Source organism: Sulfurospirillum sp. 1612, assembly GCF_036556685.1.
GTDB lineage: Bacteria > Campylobacterota > Campylobacteria > Campylobacterales > Sulfurospirillaceae > JAADIZ01.
Genome location: NZ_CP140614.1, coordinates 423,070 through 439,747 on the forward strand (window position 1 = coordinate 423,070; position 16,678 = coordinate 439,747).

Consider the following 16,678-nt stretch of genomic DNA (forward strand, 5'->3'; position numbering starts at 1 on the left):
AATACAAGCAGATGAGCCGAAAAAAAAGTGTCTCTTTAGTCTTAGGTAGCGGTGGGGCTAGAGGGTATGCACATATTGGCGCCATTGAAGTGCTGTTGGAACATAATTTTGAGATTACCTCTATCTCAGGCTCTTCCATGGGGGCTTTGATTGGCGGGCTCTATGCGAGTGGTACTTTGGATGATTATAAGCGATGGGTTTTGGGACTCTCTTTTTTTGATGTCGCAAAATTATTGGATTTTTCTTTGCGGAAAAATGGATTTATCCAAGGTGAAAAAGTATTTGATATGATTGAGACGATGATAGGTGATAGGCAAATTGAAACGTTGCCTATCACTTTTACTGCCGTAGCTACAGATATCATTAGACAAAAAGAGGTGTGGCTTCAAAGCGGTAATCTTTGTGATGCTATTCGTGCATCGATTGCTATTCCTACTATTTTTACGCCCAAAAAGATAGGCGGGCATTATCTGGTGGATGGCAGTGTTCTCAATCCGCTACCGATTGCCCCGACCATATCAGATAGTACCGATTTGACAATTGCCGTGAATGTCAACTTTAGAACGTCTAATATCATGTATGAAACGCATCAAAAAGTATCTACAAAAACTCAAAAAAAGCCGGCAAAAAAGCACAATCTCTTTTTGAAATTGGAACAAAAAATAGAAGATTTGTTGAAAGCAAAAGAGAAAGATGCTTTTGAAGATATCGGTATTTTTGGTGTGATGGGACACTCTTTGGATACGATGCAAAAAGTACTCACAGAATACAAAATAGCAGGATTTTCTCCTGATATTAACATCAATATTCCCGGTGATGCTTGTGAGTTTTATGAATTTAACAAAGCCAAAGAGATGATTGCTCTAGGGCGAAAAATAACACAAGAAGCGATTGCTCCCTTGATCCAAAAATAATACATATCCCTCTTAAAATCTGATATCTTTACAAATTATTGTACTTTTATTTATAAAAAGTTAATTCCTTAGGTATAGAATTTTATCATGAAATTCTCAATAGGAGTGGCAATGTTTAATACAGAGGGACTCTCAACATCAGAAGCAACACAACGTCTCAAACAATACGGTGAAAATGTCATCAAAGAGCAAGAAGAGAGCTGGCAACACCGGCTTTTTAGACGTTTTTGGGGCCCGATTCCCTGGATGATTGAAATAGCACTCATCCTCTCAGGCATTGCAAAACGGTGGGAAGATTTCTATGTTATTTTATTGATGCTCTTAGTCAATGCAATGGTCGATTTTTATCAAGAATCAAAAGCACTGAGCGCTATTGCTGTGCTCAAAAAAAAATTAGCCAAAATGGCCCTCGTTTTGCGAGATGGCGTTTGGCAAAATATTGATGCCAAAGCGATTGTGCCAGGGGATATCATCAAAATTAAAATTGGCGATATTGTCCCCGCAGATTGCGAGCTTTTAGGCGGAGGAGATTTTTTACAAGTGGATCAATCTGCTCTCACTGGGGAGTCCCTCCCTGTGCATAAAAAAGTAGGAGAAACCCTCTATGCTAATGCACTCATCAAGCAAGGTGAGATGATTGCGCGCGTGAGCAATACAGCGTCAAATACCTATTTTGGTAAAACGGTCAATCTCGTAGCCAAAGCAGAACACGAAGAACACAGTCATTTTCAAAAAATGGTCATGAAAGTGGGCGATTTTTTGATTCTTATCACGATTGCTCTGATTTCGATTATTATCTTTTATGGCATTCAACGTCATGAGCCGATTTTAGATGTATTGGTATTTGCATTGATTTTAACCATCTCTGCAATTCCCGTGGCGATGCCGGCGGTACTCACTGTCACCATGGCATTAGGCTCGCGCGTTTTAGCTGCCAAAGAGGCGATTGTGACACGCTTGGCTGCGATTGAAGAGTTGGCGGGTATGGATGTATTGTGTTCCGATAAAACAGGGACACTCACCCAAAATACGATGCATCTCGCGCCTTCGTACCTTTATGAAGGGTATCAAGAAGAGGATGTGATGCTTTATGCTGCCCTGGCTAGTAAGCGAGAAAATCATGATCCCATCGAAGCACCAATTTTTGATTTTATTGACAAAAACACTGCATTAAAACAACAATTTTCTAGCCACAAAATGGATCATTATACTCCCTTTGATCCTGTGAGTAAGCGTACAGAAGCCATATTTGGGTCGATGGTTTATACCAAAGGCGCACCTCAAGTGATTATCCAGATGTGTGATTTGGATGATACTGCAACAAAAGAAATTTATCACCAGATTGACCTCTTTGCCAGCAAAGGATTTCGGACATTAGGTGTTGCCTATAAAAAAGAAGCAGAGCCGCATTATCATTTTGTAGGACTTATTTCCTTATTTGACCCTCCTCGTGTTGATTCCAAAGAGGCGATTCATAAGGCCAAGGATAAGCATGTTGCGGTGAAGATTATTACCGGTGATAATATCGCTGTTGCCAAGTATATTGCAAATATCTTAGATGTGGGAGAGTCTATTGAAAATATTGAAAGCCTCAAAGGAGAGGATTCAAAAGAGTATCTGTATCTCTCTCAGATTCTCTCTTCTGCTATTTTGAAAAAACTAAGCCCTGATATATCAAAAGAGGTGAGAGAACAATCTGTTAAAGAGATTGTGCAAGAGGTCAAAAAATCACTCGATAAACGGGTCATTCCAAAAGGTAATGTGACCAAGCATGAGTCTGAAATCATTCAATTGATTGAAGACGCCAATGGTTTTGCTCAAGTTTTTCCTGAAGACAAATACTTCATCGTAGAAGAGCTCCAAAAAGCAGACCATATCGTCGGGATGACCGGAGATGGAGTCAATGATGCGCCTGCCCTTAAAAAGGCTGATTGTGGCATTGCTGTTAGTGGTGCTACGGATGCGGCGAGGGCGGCTGCGGATATTGTCTTGATGGCACCAGGTCTCACCGTCATCGTCGATGCCATCTCTCAAGCTCGCGTGATTTTTGAGCGCATGCAAAGTTATGTGGTATACCGTATCGCTGAGACACTGCGGATTTTGTTATTTATGACTTTGGCTATTGTAATTTTTGATTTTTATCCTATCACAGCGATGATGATTATCATATTGGCACTTTTAAATGATATTCCTATTATGGCCATTGCGTATGATAATACAAAAGTAGGTGAAAAACCACTCAAGTGGGATATGAAAAATATCTTCGTACTCTCTTCATGGTTTGGGATTGCAGGCGTCTTTAGCTCGTTTACCATTTTTTATATCATGATGGTTTTTCTCAAAGCCCATCCTCAAAGTGTGATGTTCCTACCTGATGTCCCCACCTGGGTGGGGGATGCAAAATCGTATTTAGGATTTGTGCAAAGTGTCTTTTTTGTCTTGCTCACGGTGGCTGGACACTTGACGATTTTCAATACGCGGATTTCAGATTGGTTTATGAAAAAACCCTATCCCTCATGGTATTTATTGCTAGCATCATTCTCCACCGCCCTCTTAGGGAGCGTGATTGGCGTTTATGGCTTGGGTATCATGACACCGATTGGTTGGAAATGGGCGCTGTTTGTGTGGGGTTATTCTTTGTGTTGGTTTGTCTTTAATGATGGGGTTAAGATGGCAATGATAAAGTACTATAAAAGAAGATATAAAGAAAATGTTTTATAATGGTGACATATGAAAGGAGTCATGATGAAAAAAAAGTACTACAAACAAGTGCTTTATGATTTACAAGTAGAACTTGTGAAATTTCAAAAAGCTGTGATTAAAAAAGACCTTAAAGTTTGTATCCTGTTTGAGGGGCGTGATTGTGCGGGGAAAGATGGAATGATTAAAAGATTTGTAGAACATCTAAGCCCGAGAGAAGCGCGTATTGTAGCTTTGGGAGTGCCATCACAAAAAGATGTGGCATCATGGTATTTTCAGCGTTTTGTTCCTCATCTCCCTAGTAATCAAGAGATTGTATTTTTTAATCGTAGTTGGTACAATCGTGCGGGTGTCGAAAAAGTCATGGGATTTTCAACGCATGAAGAACAAAGCTGTTTTTTAGAAGAGGTGGGTGGTTTTGAGCACATGCTCACGCATTCGGGAATGATTTTTTTAAAATATTATTTGGATATTTCAAAAGAAGAACAAAAAAAACGCTTGGAAGCACGGAAAAATAATCCTCTCAAACAATGGAAACTCAGTCCTATTGATGCCAAAGCACAGCACTATTGGGATGCTTACTCTAAAGCTAGAGATGAGATGCTTGAGGTGAGCTCATTTGTTTTTGCTCCTTGGTATGTTGTCCATACGGATGATAAAAAAGAAGCGAGAATTCATACCATCAAACACTTTTTATCTCAAGTAGATTATGAAGGAAAAGATGAAAAATTATTGGCTTATGACCCTGATATTATTTATAGATTTGATCCAAAGTGTGATGAAAAAGGATTTATGTTCCAATGAGTTTTGACTCTGACCTCACGCATTTTGCAGTGACGATTGTGTTGAGTTTTTTAATCGGATTGGAGATTAAAGCGTATCATATCAAATTTCATAGCAACAGGAGAGACTCTTTTATAGGGACCGCGAGAACATTGACGTTTGTCGGGGCTTTGGGATTTATTTTTTATAAAATGGATGCACATCATCTCAGTGTTTACATCGCGGGTATGGTCGGTATGACACTCCTTTATGCACTGTTTTATTATAAGGCTTTGTTGGAGGGAAACCATAGTATTCTTTTGTATATGGTGATGCTTTTGGTTTATACTTTTGGACCCTTGAACTTGATGTATCCCCTATGGATGAGTGCGCTTGTTTTTGTATTGATTGTATTTGTGCTCAATGCCAAACAAAGTATTGCAAATTTTACCTCTGAGGTGGATGCGTATGAATTTGAAACCTTGGGTAAGATGGTCTTGCTCTCTGCGGTGATATTACCGCTGCTTCCAGATAAAGTGGTGATTCCATACATCCCGCTTTCGCCTTTTAAAATCTGGCTGAGTGTGGTCGTCATTTCAGCGATTTCTTATGGAGGATATCTGATACAAAAGTTTGTCTTTCCATCTAAAGGAGTGTTTTTAACCGGATTAATAGGCGGTCTTTACTCTTCGACTGCGACTACGGTCGTATTAGCGAAAAAAACCAAAGAAGCAGGCGTCAATCCGTTGATGACTGCATCTATAATCGCTGCGACTTCGATGATGTATTTGCGCTTGATTGTCGTTGCTTTTATCTTTAATAAAGGGATAGCAAAAGAGGTTGCTGGTATCTTTTTATTGTTAGCATGTGTCTCTTTAATAGTAGCATTTTTTTATTATAAAGCGCAAAATAGAACCGTCAATACAGTGTTGGATATAAAAGATAAAAACCCTCTTGAGCTTAGTACGGCATTTATTTTCGCGGGATTATTTTTGATCATGATGCTAGTGACGCATTTTGTGATTCATTACTATGGAATAAATGGTTTAAAACTGCTCTCGTTTATTGTGGGATTTACTGATATTGATCCTTTTGTACTCTCCTTACTCAATGGCAAGTATGTTATCACGCAACATGAGATTGTCGCTGCTATTATTATCGCATCAGGCAGTAATAATATTTTAAAATCCATCTATGCGTTGTGGTTTGGTGGATTCAAAAAGACAGGGCATGCATTTATATGGTTATGTATCTTAGGTGGGGTTACGATAGGTTATGGTTTGTTGTTATAAAACGCAGTCATATTACCGGTGAGATAATATGACTGCAAGGAGTGATGTGTGTGTTAGCCAATCTTTGTGATATTTACAGGGATGGCTTGTCTGGCTGAAGAGCCACAAGCAAAATCCGCCGCAATTGCAAAGTTTCGGCTGGTATCTTTTAGTCCGAGTTTATTATAATAAACCCCCGTTCTTCTTGAGGCCAAACCTTTGGTTACTTTGCCGTTGATTTCGATGTTGATAGCGCCTTCTGCTCTTCTACCGTCACCTTGTTCGACACCAATGGTATCAGGATGAACGCCATGTCTGAGTCTGAGGAAGCCCTCTGTTTGACCATCATGAGAGGCGACTTTGACATAATCACCGTGTCGTAATCCTAATTTTTGCGCTGTTTTTGGATTGATATCGACATAGGTGGTATATCGAATCTGTTTCAAATTCGTGCTGGATGTATTGGGAGTGGAGAGTACATTAGATTTGTATGAAAATGCCACCAAAGGAAATTGATCTTTTGGAAACAATTTATCATAAGTCTCACCGGTTGCAAATCGTTGTTTGAAAAATTTCGGTGACCCACTGTGTTGTACTCCATTGAGTGCATTTTTGCTGGTACCGAGTTTTTCATTATAGATTTGTATTGGTTTTTGATATCTATGAGACGTGAAATCTCCATCATAACTTTTTTCAAAATCTTCGTATCGTCCTCCACGTGCCATAACATAAGCGGTTTTTCTCCAGTTTTCTTTACAGATTTTTTTCAATGAAGGGATGTATTGTTCTATACCTGCGAGTTTGATCTCTTCATCGGTGGCATCAGGAACTGGCGTACCATCCATCGCGATATTTTCAAATGCTCTTAAATAAAAATCCTCAGCCTTATCAAATGGATAGAGTTTCCCATCTGTGCCTTGAATAGCATTTTCGCCAAAGCCAGGCAAATTCATTTTTTTACCAAGGGCGATGATGAAGCTTAGCATCTCGATAGGTTCACCGTTTTTAAAGGTTGCTTGTCTTGGTTTGACTGCTGGGAATCTGAGTGTGTTGATTTTGGTCTGATACGCAGCCCACGCATGCACAACACCCCAAGTTTCATACAATACAGAATCTGGGATAATATAATCAGCATATACAGAAGATTCGTTGATAAATGGATCGATTGCGACAAACAAAGGTACCGCTTTTTTTGGATCTTTAATCAACTCTTTGATATGATTTTCTCCACCAGGAGTGCCATACATAAAGTTTGAATTAAAGGTGATAAGCGCATCCATTTTATAAGGATAGCCCTTGAAACTGCTGGTGATAAACTCACTCTCTAGCGCATTGGTAAATGGGAACCAATTGTCTTTGGCTGGATAAGGGTTTTCACCTTTGGCGACTTTTTCTTTGTATTCATTAGTGCTTTCATAAGGTCGTCTCGCACGATCCATTCTGGCACCTCTGAGTTTGACTTTGCCTTTGTAAGCATAAAGATTGTATTGAGACCCGACGAAGTCTTTGTAGGCACCACCGCCACTGCTCATACCGCCTTTGTAGTTGAGATTTCCAATCATGGCTCCTAACATCATGACAGAATAACTGGTATAAAATCCGGTCGTATGCATGGTACCACCATGACAATCGACACTGGCTTGTCTGCCAAAAGAGGTGAATTTTTTCGCGACTTCTTGCATCTTTTCAACACTCACGCCGCACTCTTTGGAGTAGGCATCCAAGCTCATATCATTGGCGTTGGTTTTGAGGTCATTAAAGGCTGTTTTGACTTGGTAAGTTTTGCCTTGATAGGTGATGCTTCCTTGATAATCAAGCACGGCTTGTAATACATCATGAGATGATTTTACGGTATGGTCTTTGCTATCAATAACCAGCGGAACATTTTTATCTTTGAGTATCTTTCCAAAGCCCTCTTTGTCTTGAATAACAAGATGGCTGGCATTGGTCCATGAAGGCTCATGCAAGGCTTTCATCGCTTTAGCTGATGGCATTGAGAGGTATTTTTCATTATAGAGTTTATTGTTGATGATGATTTGTAACAATCCCATAGTAAAAGCCAAATCAGTCCCTGGAATAATCGGAATCCAGTTACTTTTGCCACCCACTGCTATGGTATCACTGTTCCCTTGCATTGGGGAGACGATGGTGTATTCGATATCGCCATCAGTTCGGGCACTAGAGAGGAGTTTTCCTTGTCGTTTAAAAGGATTTCCCGCTTGTCCTGGAGGTGTCCCGATACTCAGGAGGTATTTTGTATTTTCAAAATCTGGTTTTAGGTGTGGATATTTTTTGAAATCTCCCAAAAACGCAGCTTCTCCTGCTCTCATTGAAAGACCACAAATAGAAGTATGACCAGAATAATTGACACTTCCAAAGGACATCATGAAGCGGTGGACCATCGGCATGGTTCTTCCCTCATGAGTGGTTCCAATACAGCAAAGTCCATTAGATTTTGGTCCAAATGATGGCTCTTTTGGGTTGATGGGTGTGTTGAGGTCTCGGACATCTTTGAGTCCTTTGACCATGCCTTCACCAAACAGATCACCACCATTGACGATTTCAGAAATCAACTCATCAATATCTATCTCTTTCCATTTGTTTTCACCTCTTTTACCCACTCTTTTAAGAGGTTTTAAAACGCGGTTTTCTGCATAGATTTTATCAAAGACAGAGTTACCTCGTGCGCAAACATTGGAGCGATAGGTTTCAAAATTCCCAGTTTGGGAGAGTGTTTTGTAGCTATCTTTAATACTCGTGTTATAAGGAAGCCATGGATTGGTGGAGAGCAAATTGTAAGGATTTCCCAGTACTCTCACTACTTTATCAGTTTTTTTATCGACTTTGATTCTCACCCCACATTGTGTCGTACATCCGATGCACGTGGTCGGAACGATTTTAAAATCTTCATTAGTTTTAAATTGTTTGTTTAAAAGACTGTATTCTGGTTGTGGTGAATTAAAATAGATACTATCTTTTGCCCGCTCTCCTTTGTCAGAAAGTGTGGCAACCGCCCCCAATGTCTCTTTGTATCCTGCAACTGAAGCAGCAGCAACTATCGCACCAGATCCCAATAAAAATTTTCTTCTACTATTTTGCATTTTCTACTCCTTCATAACAATCTTGCATCTCTTCATCCCATGGAAATATTAACAACACGGCACAAATAAGTGCAAATAAGATACCCCAATTTGAGAGTACCGCCATCACACTGTCTTGTCCATACATTGGTGGGGTGTAATGTGAAAATCCCGGAGTGGTGCGAGGGATTTCTTGACCGCCGATTACCGTATTCCATCTAAATAGCCATACGCCAATTGCGGTGACGATACCGCCAAAATAGACGACCGATGGGATATTTCTGAGTTTTGTAAAGCCGATGATGAGTGGCACAAAAAGACACAATACATAATCAATCCAAAGTGTATCTTCAAAATGCAAGCTAAAGTATTGATAGAGCGCATATTTTTCGCCATCTGCAAAGGTGAGTGAAAAGGTCAACCATAAAAATCTCATGACTAAATCGGCCACAATAAACCAAGAGAGTAGTTTCGCTAACGTAGCGACCATGTCTCTGTCGACTTTTTTGCGTTCGGATAAAAATCTTTGAAAAAGTGGGATTAAGATGACCAAAAGTCCGGTTCCTGAGACCATCGCTGAGGCCAAAAAGATAAGCGGCATCAAAGGAGTGTGCCACATGACATTGGCATGAACAGCACCTAAGATGTATCCGGTATATCCATGTACGGCTAAAGCGAGTGGAATACCAATAGCGCCTAAAATGTAGCCTTTTTTATGATCTTTTTCCATGGCAGCTTCACTTAAATCAGTGTTACCAAAAGTAAAGAGCATATTAAACACTCTGGCTAAGCCTCTACTGTTTTGCGCTTTTTTGACAAAATAGGTACGATACAGTGCTTGCGCTTCAAAAAAGATGAGGATTGGATAGGCCATGAGCAACAAAACACCCCATTTCATCGGTGATGTTGGGAAATCTTCCCAGCCATATAAGAAAAAGTTTAAAATTCTGCCTGGTTGTCTTAAATCATCGATGAGATTCAGTGGTGCTGCGACCAACAAAACAAAGGCCATCAATAAGGAAACTCCCGCGATTGGTTTGTACTTTTTCCATCCAAAAACATGTGCAAAGCTTGAGATGATAAACGCTGCTGCGGAACTGCCGGTAAACCAAAAATAATTTGGTATATCAATACCCCAAGGTTTTTCTATTGTAATAGAAGAGATTAGTGTTAAAAAGTGTTGCATATTATCCATGATTGTGTGCCTCCGCTCTTGTTTTTTCCCATTCTGATTTGAATCCTTCCTCTGCTTTTACGATGTCATCTAGACTTTGTGTGGTTGAAAATAACTCTTCAATTCTAGAATCTAAACTGATATAAAACGTTTGTGGATGGGTTCCTTGAGCCTCTTTTAAGACGCTGGTTGAAAAACTGTGAATGAGTTTGTATACTTCTGAGTTTTTGTCATTGACATCACCAAAAACACGTGCGCCACCGATACACGTTTCCACACATGCTGGCATCAACCCTTTATCGACGCGTTGTGCACAGAAGTTACATTTATCAGCTGTTTTGGTTCGTTTGTTGAAGTATCGTTTGTCATAAGGACATGCACTGATGCAGTATCCACAACCCCAACAGACTTCATTATCAACCACGACGATGCCATCTTCTCTTTTAAAGGTCGCACCTGTTGGGCAGACCGGAACACAGGCGGGGTCATCACAATGATTACACAGTTGTGGTAAAAATCCCTTTCTGACATCGGGAAATTCTCCCATTTCTGTTTCAGTTACAAACGTTCTGTATTGATCATGCGGTACTTCGTTTTCTACTTTACAAACGGAAGTACATGCTTGACATCCGATACATTTTCTAAGATCTAACACCATCACAAAATGTTTGCCCACTTGCCCGATGTGTTTTGGATCTTTTTTATCTCGCCCAGGAATTTGAAGAGAAAAGGCTTCAGCACCCGTTGTCGCAAGCATTGCGAAAGCTGTGGATGCGAATCCTTTTTTCAAGAAACTTCTTCTTGAATTATCTTGATTATCCATTGTCACTCCTTTTATTTTGAACGAAGTATAACAGTAGAAAAGGGGAAAATAGGGAGAAGATTTTTGAATGGTACTAAAGAATTATAGTAAAGATGGCGCCGGTGTCGGAGTTTGCAATCTCAATCTTGCCGTTATTGTTTTTTTCGATGATGGTCTTTGTCATGTATAGCCCGATACCTGTGCCGCTTTTGGCATGTTTGGTACTAAAGTAAGGCTCAAAGATTTTATCGATGGGCTCAACCGTGATGCCGCCGGCATTGTCTTCTACAAGGACAATATGTTTGTCTTCCTTTTGAAATGCTTTGAGGATAATGTTCGCATCTTTAATGTCACGCTCTAATAGAATATCTTTGGCATTACTGATGATATTTAACAAAGCTTGCGAGAGTTCGTTGGGATAACAATAGACTTCAAAATCATCCGTGATATCAAGTATAAAGTTGATATTGTTATTTTTCAAAGAGGCGCTCATGAGATTGTTGACTTTGTTAATAATAGTAGAGATGCGTACGGTCTCTTTTTTCTTCCCGGATGCAAAAAAGTTTCTAAAATCATCAATAGTCTTTGACATAAATACGATTTGTTCGTGCGCTTCTGTCACTTTGGTGTGAAATTTTTCGACGCTTAGTTTCCCGCGCTCAAAATAGAGTTCCATATTGATAAGGATAGACGAGAGTTCTGTGAGCGGTTGTCGCCATTGATGGGCGATGTTGCCAATCATCTCACCCATGCTTGCGAGTTTACTTTGATGGGCTAAAATTCGCTCTTTTTCATTGGCTTCTCGCTCTTTGATGAGTTTGAGTTGAATCTCTTCTTCGATTTTGATTTGGAGATTTTTATTTAATGCTTCGAGCTCATTTTGGCTCCTTTTGAGCTTTTCATTGGATTCATCGAGCTCTTTTAAGATGATATCAAAGCCGTAATTGATGACCATGATGGTAATCAAGACTAAAATAATCATGACAATCAAGCTCTGCAATATCGCTTTGTGGAGTATCTTTTTCCAATGCATCACATCTTGCAAAAAGATAATTTTGAAGTTATTTTGTGGATTAATACCCTTGCCATTAACCGTAAAGGGGACAAAGATACCTTGGTTTGTGGTGATTTCTTGGGAGCCTTTTATCAGATTTTTATTGATGATATTGGCGGTAATATTATCATTTTCAAGCATAAAGACCAAAGGTTGGTGATGGGGTTTTTCATACGAGATAAAGGCAAAAATATTGATGAGTTTTCGGATTTCTGATAAAAAGTATTTTGGCTCAATCACAAACACCACATAACCGACGATATGATTATTCTCATCACGTGCTTCAGAAACCGTGTGATAATTAAAATGACCATTATGGTACCAAAAGCCATCATAAGGTTTTTGCATCTGTTTGGTATAAGGCAGGGTTTTCTCTGGGGCATCTCCAAAATAGGTTAGCAACCGACCATCATGATCATAAAAACAGAAGGATTTCAAATAGGGATTTTCTTTGTTGATGATATTCCATCTTGGGAGACTTAGCTCATGAAGCGCCTCTAAATCACGGGTTTCAAATGCTTTGATAATACCAAAAGAGTTGATATTGGCATAGCCTCTTGTAATATAAAACTTTTTGGTACGCGCAAGAGTCTCTTGGTAGACTTGTTTGACTCTTTGCAATTCGGCATTTTGATTGGTGTGTGCAAATTCTTTGATATCAAGATAACGGATAAAGAAAAAGATGGTTGATAAGATGAGGTATATTGCCAAGACCAAAATAATCGTTTTGGTTTTAACAGAGAGAAATTTTAGGTTATTATTGTATTTCAAGCATGTATCCTATGCCATAAATGTTTTTGATGGAGTCTTTACCGATTTTTTTACGCAACTCTTTGACGATGGATTTGATTGCCTCTTTGCTGGGTTGTTCAAATTCCCAAATATAATCATAAATATTTTCAAAAGAGACACTTTGATTGGCTCTTTTGATGAGGTATTCTAACAATCTGCTTTCGCTTTTGGAGAGTTTGATCTCTTTTTTTTCTATCATCACACTTTTGGTGCAAGGATTATAGACACAAAGGGGTGAGAGTTGGATGTTGAGGTTGTTATCGACCAGCTCTAATGCCGCTGCTTTTAAGGCATCGATGAGGGTATCTTTGTCATAGGGTTTGGTTAAATATTTGGTGATTTTCATCTCAACCGCACGCCATAGGTAGTCTTGTTCTGTGTGCGCTGAGAGGATGATGATGGGGATTTTGTTATTGGTTTTTCTGATTTTTTGTATCGCTTCTAATCCGTCCATATTGGGCATACAGATGTCAAATATCAAGACATCATAACTGCTGAGTGTCATCTCATCTAAAGCCTCTTGTCCATCGCCGACGGCAACAACATTTTGAAAAAACAATTCAAGTATTTCTGTGACATTTTTACGGATGCCCTCTTCATCTTCTGCGTAGAGGACTTTTTTATCGGATAAAATATCTATAACATTACAATCGCCCATGATGTTCCCTCAAATTATTTTAAAAAGTTATTATAGCATATTCATCATGATACATTTTATGCTTAGGACGTTATTTTTAAATAACTTTTTATGAAGAACAAAGTATAATAATAAGCTTTTAATGATGGAGTTTATATGTATAAAACAGCTTGGGACACTTTGATGCGTGCAGAGCATATTGTATTGGTTTCACATGTAAATCCTGATGGCGATACGCTCGGCTGCGTATTGGCCTTGTATGATGTTTTGATGCGAGCCAACAAAAAAGTATCCCTCTACAATGCGACCACAGTCTTGCCTAAGATTTATGACTTTTTGCCACATATCAAAAAGGTCAAAGATCGTATGCCTGCACGGTTTGATGTTGTGGTGAGTTGCGATTGTGGCAGTTTTGATAGATTACGAATAGAGCGTGGTGATTATACGCTGATTAATATCGACCATCACAAGACCAGTCAGCATTTTGGTGATATCAATATTGTCAATATAGACCAGCCTAGTGCGGGATTAGTTGTGTATGATTTCCTCATTAAAAACAGTGCCAAGATATCAAAAGATTGTGCGACGTGTCTTTATACTGCGGTGGCAGAAGATACGGGGTTTTTCACCTATGGTGCATTGGGGGCCTCCACCTTTGAGAGTGCCGCTAAATTGGTGCAGCGTGGTGCCAAACCGACGGAAATTGCACATGCTCTAAAAGGCAGACAATCTTTGGCAAAAATACGCTTGCTAGCTTATATCCTCAATCATTTTGAGTTGTATCATGATGCTAGTATTGCTTTTATTTTGATAGACAAAGAGACATTATTACAAACAGGGGCTAGACGGTATGATGCGAAAAATATCATCAATATCCTCAGAGACCTTGCCACGGTTAATGTCGCCGTGATGGTATTAGAAGAGAAGAGTGAAGGCTATAAAGTCTCTTTGAGAAGCAAAGAAGATATTGATATCTCAGCAATATCACGTTCCTTCGGTGGTGGAGGACATAAAAATTCAGCAGGATTTGAGATAAAAGATCAAGATATCGCAACATTAAAAGCGAGACTATTACAAAGGATTATAGAAAATGATAAACAATAGAAGATTCCATCAAAGACGTGGCTCCACAGGTATTGTGATTGCTGTGATACTCATCGTTATCATAGCAGGACTTGGCTATTTATATAACGCTCCAATGTTTGAGCGCAATGCACCAAAGATTCACATCGCGAGCAAGATTGATTGGAATTTACAAAAGCCTTTGCAATTAGGCGTGAGCGATGATAGCGGTATTAAATTTATCAGAGTGACATTAAGTGATGGTAAAAATAGTGTCTCAATACTCAAAAAAGTATATACTAAAATTGAAAAAAATCAAAATTTAGAGATTACGTTTCCTCGTACTGGTTTTACTAGTACCAAGAAAAATTTTAGCTTGCAGATTCAAGTGACAGACGCGAGCAAATGGAACTTCTTCTCTGGTAATAGTGCGGAGAAAACCGTATCTATTATCGTAGATCGAACCCGTCCAGAAGTTTATGTGATTGATAACTCGTATAAAATCACAAGAGGTGGTAGCGCATTGGTTGTATTCAAAGCGACAGATAACAATATCAAAGACCTCTATATCGTCACGAACTTTGGCAAGAAATTTTATCCGACACCTTTTTATAAAGAGGGATATTATATCTCACTATTAGCATGGCCGGTGCAAGAGAAAAATTTTAGTGCGACGATTGTAGCTACCGATTATGCAGGCAATAGTAGCAAAAGTAGGGTGCGATTATTTTTAAAAGATAAAAAATACAAACTCTCTCATATCACACTAAAAGATAATTTTTTAGATGGTAAAATCAGCAATCTTATCTCTAATATTATGCCCGAACTCAACAATGCCTCAAAAGTTGAAAAATTTAAGGCCATCAATGAGAAATTACGTGAAGTCAATGAAAAAAATATCGATAATGCAACCAACAAAACTGAAACGTCTAGGATTAGTAATTTTACATTAAAACCTTTTTATCCATTGAGAAATAGTGCGGCTGTGGCAAGTTTTGGAGATCATCGTTATTATAGTTATGGCGGTCAACAAATCAGCGAAGCCTATCACTTAGGAATCGACCTTGCCAGTGTACGATTTGCCAACATACGCTCAAAAAATCCAGGTACGGTTGTCTTCGCACAACCTAATGGAATCTATGGCAATAATTTAATCATATCCCATGGATTGGGACTGTACACACTCTATGGGCACTGCTCTAGATTCTTGGTGCAAGTGGGTGATCACATCAAGCCAAACGAAATCATCGCCAAAACAGGATCGACAGGTTTAGCGCTAGGAGATCACTTGCATTTTGGTGTTTTAGTGCAAGGCATTGAAGTCAGACCTGAGGAGTGGATGGATAAATCTTGGATGAAAACGAATATCTTTGCTATAATTTCAGTATCTAAAAAAATGATAGACAAAAATTAGTAAAAAATGTGTCCAAAAAATAGTATCATGTCATATGGTATTATTTTTGCTTAAGATAAGACAAAACGAAAAGAAAGTTTAACGTATGAATGATTTACTTATGTATGTGGATGTTATATGAAACAAACAACCATAGCAAAAAGAGTTGAAAGTGTCGGTATCGGTCTGCATAAAGGAGAACCGGTCACCATCGCATTAGAACCATTAGAATCTGATAGTGGGATTGTCTTTTATCGTAGTGATGTCGGATCAACGTTTAAAGCATCTCCTGAAAATGTCGTCAATACACAAATGGCGACGGTGATTGGTGATAGTAAAGATTCGATATCTACGATTGAACACTTACTTTCTGCTGTATATGCGTATGGAATCGACAATCTTAGAATCGTCGTGAACAGTTCAGAAATCCCTGTGATGGACGGGAGTAGTGCGAGTTTTTGCATGCTCTTAGATGAAGCGGGGAAACGAACATTAGAAGAAAATAAAAGATTACTTATCATTAAAAGAGAGATTGAAGTCACAGATGGGAAAAAATTTGCAAGAGTTAAACCTTCGCTCTCTCCCACATACAGTTTTGCAATCGATTTTGATCATCCTATCATTGGACACCAAGCGTATCGATTTGAATACAGCAAAGAAAACTTTATCGAAGAGATTTCCCGTGCACGAACGTTTGGATTTCTAAAAGATGTCCAATACCTTAGAAGTAAAGGTTTAGCACTCGGAGGCTCACTTGAAAATGCCGTTGTGTTGGATGATAATAAAATCTTAAATCCTGAAGGATTACGATATCGAGATGAATTCGTCAGACATAAAATACTCGATGCAATCGGTGATTTGGCACTACTTGGCGCCACTATTATCGGAGATTATGAATCCTTTGCAGGGAGCCACAATCTCAACCATAAATTAACAAAAGAGATACTCAAAGACCCTGAGAATTATGAACTAAAAATCGTTTCAAAAGAGTTTGTTAAAGAGTACGAAAAGGTTTTTTCATAAAAAAAGTTGATATC

Annotated in this window: 12 protein-coding genes; 7 read left to right on the plus strand and 5 right to left on the minus strand. The window is 39.0% G+C overall.

The features are described 5' to 3' along the window. The first annotated feature begins 11 nt into the window (after positions 1-11). The 4 genes from SFB89_RS02155 (at position 12) to SFB89_RS02170 (ending at position 5,668) form a co-directional block, all read left to right on the plus strand. Positions 12-914, plus strand: coding sequence for a patatin-like phospholipase family protein (locus tag SFB89_RS02155; RefSeq protein ID WP_331775310.1), 903 nt, complete (start codon positions 12-14; stop codon positions 912-914). A gap of 111 nt (positions 915-1,025) precedes the next feature. After that, positions 1,026-3,635, plus strand: coding sequence for a plasma-membrane proton-efflux P-type ATPase (locus tag SFB89_RS02160; protein WP_331775311.1), 2,610 nt, complete (start codon positions 1,026-1,028; stop codon positions 3,633-3,635). A 24-nt stretch (positions 3,636-3,659) separates the two neighbouring features. Further along, positions 3,660-4,418 (plus strand): polyphosphate kinase 2, encoded by a 759-nt coding sequence (gene ppk2 / locus SFB89_RS02165; RefSeq protein ID WP_331775312.1) that lies wholly within the window; start codon positions 3,660-3,662, stop codon positions 4,416-4,418. After that, positions 4,415-5,668: an MgtC/SapB family protein gene (locus SFB89_RS02170; protein ID WP_331775313.1), complete on the plus strand. Its 1,254-nt coding sequence runs from the start codon at positions 4,415-4,417 to the stop codon at positions 5,666-5,668. Before ppk2 ends, SFB89_RS02170 begins: the two co-directional genes overlap by 4 nt. A 53-nt stretch (positions 5,669-5,721) precedes the next feature. On the opposite strand, the gene SFB89_RS02175 is transcribed toward SFB89_RS02170, so the two are convergent. The 5 genes from SFB89_RS02175 to SFB89_RS02195 all read right to left on the minus strand — a co-directional run bounded on the left by SFB89_RS02175 (position 5,722) and on the right by SFB89_RS02195 (position 13,207). Beyond that, positions 5,722-8,748 carry a molybdopterin dinucleotide binding domain-containing protein gene (locus SFB89_RS02175; RefSeq protein WP_331775314.1) on the minus strand — a complete coding sequence of 1,009 codons (3,027 nt, stop codon included), beginning with the start codon at positions 8,746-8,748 and terminating at the stop codon, positions 5,722-5,724. Beyond that, on the minus strand, positions 8,738-9,922 hold the full coding sequence (gene nrfD, locus SFB89_RS02180; protein WP_331775315.1) for an NrfD/PsrC family molybdoenzyme membrane anchor subunit: 1,185 nt from the start codon (positions 9,920-9,922) through the stop codon (positions 8,738-8,740). The genes SFB89_RS02175 and nrfD overlap by 11 nt, the downstream gene beginning before the upstream one ends. After that, positions 9,915-10,724 (minus strand): sulfate reduction electron transfer complex DsrMKJOP subunit DsrO, encoded by an 810-nt coding sequence (gene dsrO / locus SFB89_RS02185; protein WP_331775316.1) that lies wholly within the window; start codon positions 10,722-10,724, stop codon positions 9,915-9,917. Before dsrO ends, nrfD begins: the two co-directional genes overlap by 8 nt. Before the next feature lie 73 nt (positions 10,725-10,797). Continuing rightward, positions 10,798-12,528: an ATP-binding protein gene (locus SFB89_RS02190; RefSeq protein WP_331775317.1), complete on the minus strand. Its 1,731-nt coding sequence runs from the start codon at positions 12,526-12,528 to the stop codon at positions 10,798-10,800. Then, positions 12,515-13,207 (minus strand): response regulator transcription factor, encoded by a 693-nt coding sequence (locus SFB89_RS02195; protein ID WP_331775318.1) that lies wholly within the window; start codon positions 13,205-13,207, stop codon positions 12,515-12,517. Before SFB89_RS02195 ends, SFB89_RS02190 begins: the two co-directional genes overlap by 14 nt. 135 nt (positions 13,208-13,342) lie before the next feature. On the opposite strand from SFB89_RS02195, the gene SFB89_RS02200 reads away from it, so the two are divergent. The 3 genes from SFB89_RS02200 (at position 13,343) to lpxC (ending at position 16,664) form a co-directional block, all read left to right on the plus strand. Then, positions 13,343-14,290 (plus strand): DHH family phosphoesterase, encoded by a 948-nt coding sequence (locus SFB89_RS02200; protein ID WP_331775319.1) that lies wholly within the window; start codon positions 13,343-13,345, stop codon positions 14,288-14,290. Beyond that, the gene (locus SFB89_RS02205; RefSeq protein ID WP_331775320.1) at positions 14,277-15,662 is read left to right on the plus strand and encodes a M23 family metallopeptidase; all 1,386 of its coding nucleotides are present in this window, start codon (positions 14,277-14,279) and stop codon (positions 15,660-15,662) included. The genes SFB89_RS02200 and SFB89_RS02205 overlap by 14 nt, the downstream gene beginning before the upstream one ends. Before the next feature lie 117 nt (positions 15,663-15,779). Then, the gene (lpxC, locus tag SFB89_RS02210; protein ID WP_331775321.1) at positions 15,780-16,664 is read left to right on the plus strand and encodes a UDP-3-O-acyl-N-acetylglucosamine deacetylase; all 885 of its coding nucleotides are present in this window, start codon (positions 15,780-15,782) and stop codon (positions 16,662-16,664) included. Positions 16,665-16,678 lie beyond the last annotated feature (14 nt).

What these genes read in the sequence shown, in the direction of transcription:
- SFB89_RS02155 (WP_331775310.1), top strand. Translation starts at nt 12, where the DNA reads ATGAGCCGAAAAAAAAGTGTCTCTTTAGTCTTAGGTAGCGGTGGGGCT.
- SFB89_RS02160 (WP_331775311.1), top strand. Translation starts at nt 1,026, where the DNA reads ATGTTTAATACAGAGGGACTCTCAACATCAGAAGCAACACAACGTCTC.
- ppk2 (WP_331775312.1), top strand. Translation starts at nt 3,660, where the DNA reads ATGAAAAAAAAGTACTACAAACAAGTGCTTTATGATTTACAAGTAGAA.
- SFB89_RS02170 (WP_331775313.1), top strand. Translation starts at nt 4,415, where the DNA reads ATGAGTTTTGACTCTGACCTCACGCATTTTGCAGTGACGATTGTGTTG.
- SFB89_RS02175 (WP_331775314.1), bottom strand. Translation starts at nt 8,748, where the DNA reads ATGCAAAATAGTAGAAGAAAATTTTTATTGGGATCTGGTGCGATAGTT.
- nrfD (WP_331775315.1), bottom strand. Translation starts at nt 9,922, where the DNA reads ATGGATAATATGCAACACTTTTTAACACTAATCTCTTCTATTACAATA.
- dsrO (WP_331775316.1), bottom strand. Translation starts at nt 10,724, where the DNA reads ATGGATAATCAAGATAATTCAAGAAGAAGTTTCTTGAAAAAAGGATTC.
- SFB89_RS02195 (WP_331775318.1), bottom strand. Translation starts at nt 13,207, where the DNA reads ATGGGCGATTGTAATGTTATAGATATTTTATCCGATAAAAAAGTCCTC.
- SFB89_RS02200 (WP_331775319.1), top strand. Translation starts at nt 13,343, where the DNA reads ATGTATAAAACAGCTTGGGACACTTTGATGCGTGCAGAGCATATTGTA.
- SFB89_RS02205 (WP_331775320.1), top strand. Translation starts at nt 14,277, where the DNA reads ATGATAAACAATAGAAGATTCCATCAAAGACGTGGCTCCACAGGTATT.
- lpxC (WP_331775321.1), top strand. Translation starts at nt 15,780, where the DNA reads ATGAAACAAACAACCATAGCAAAAAGAGTTGAAAGTGTCGGTATCGGT.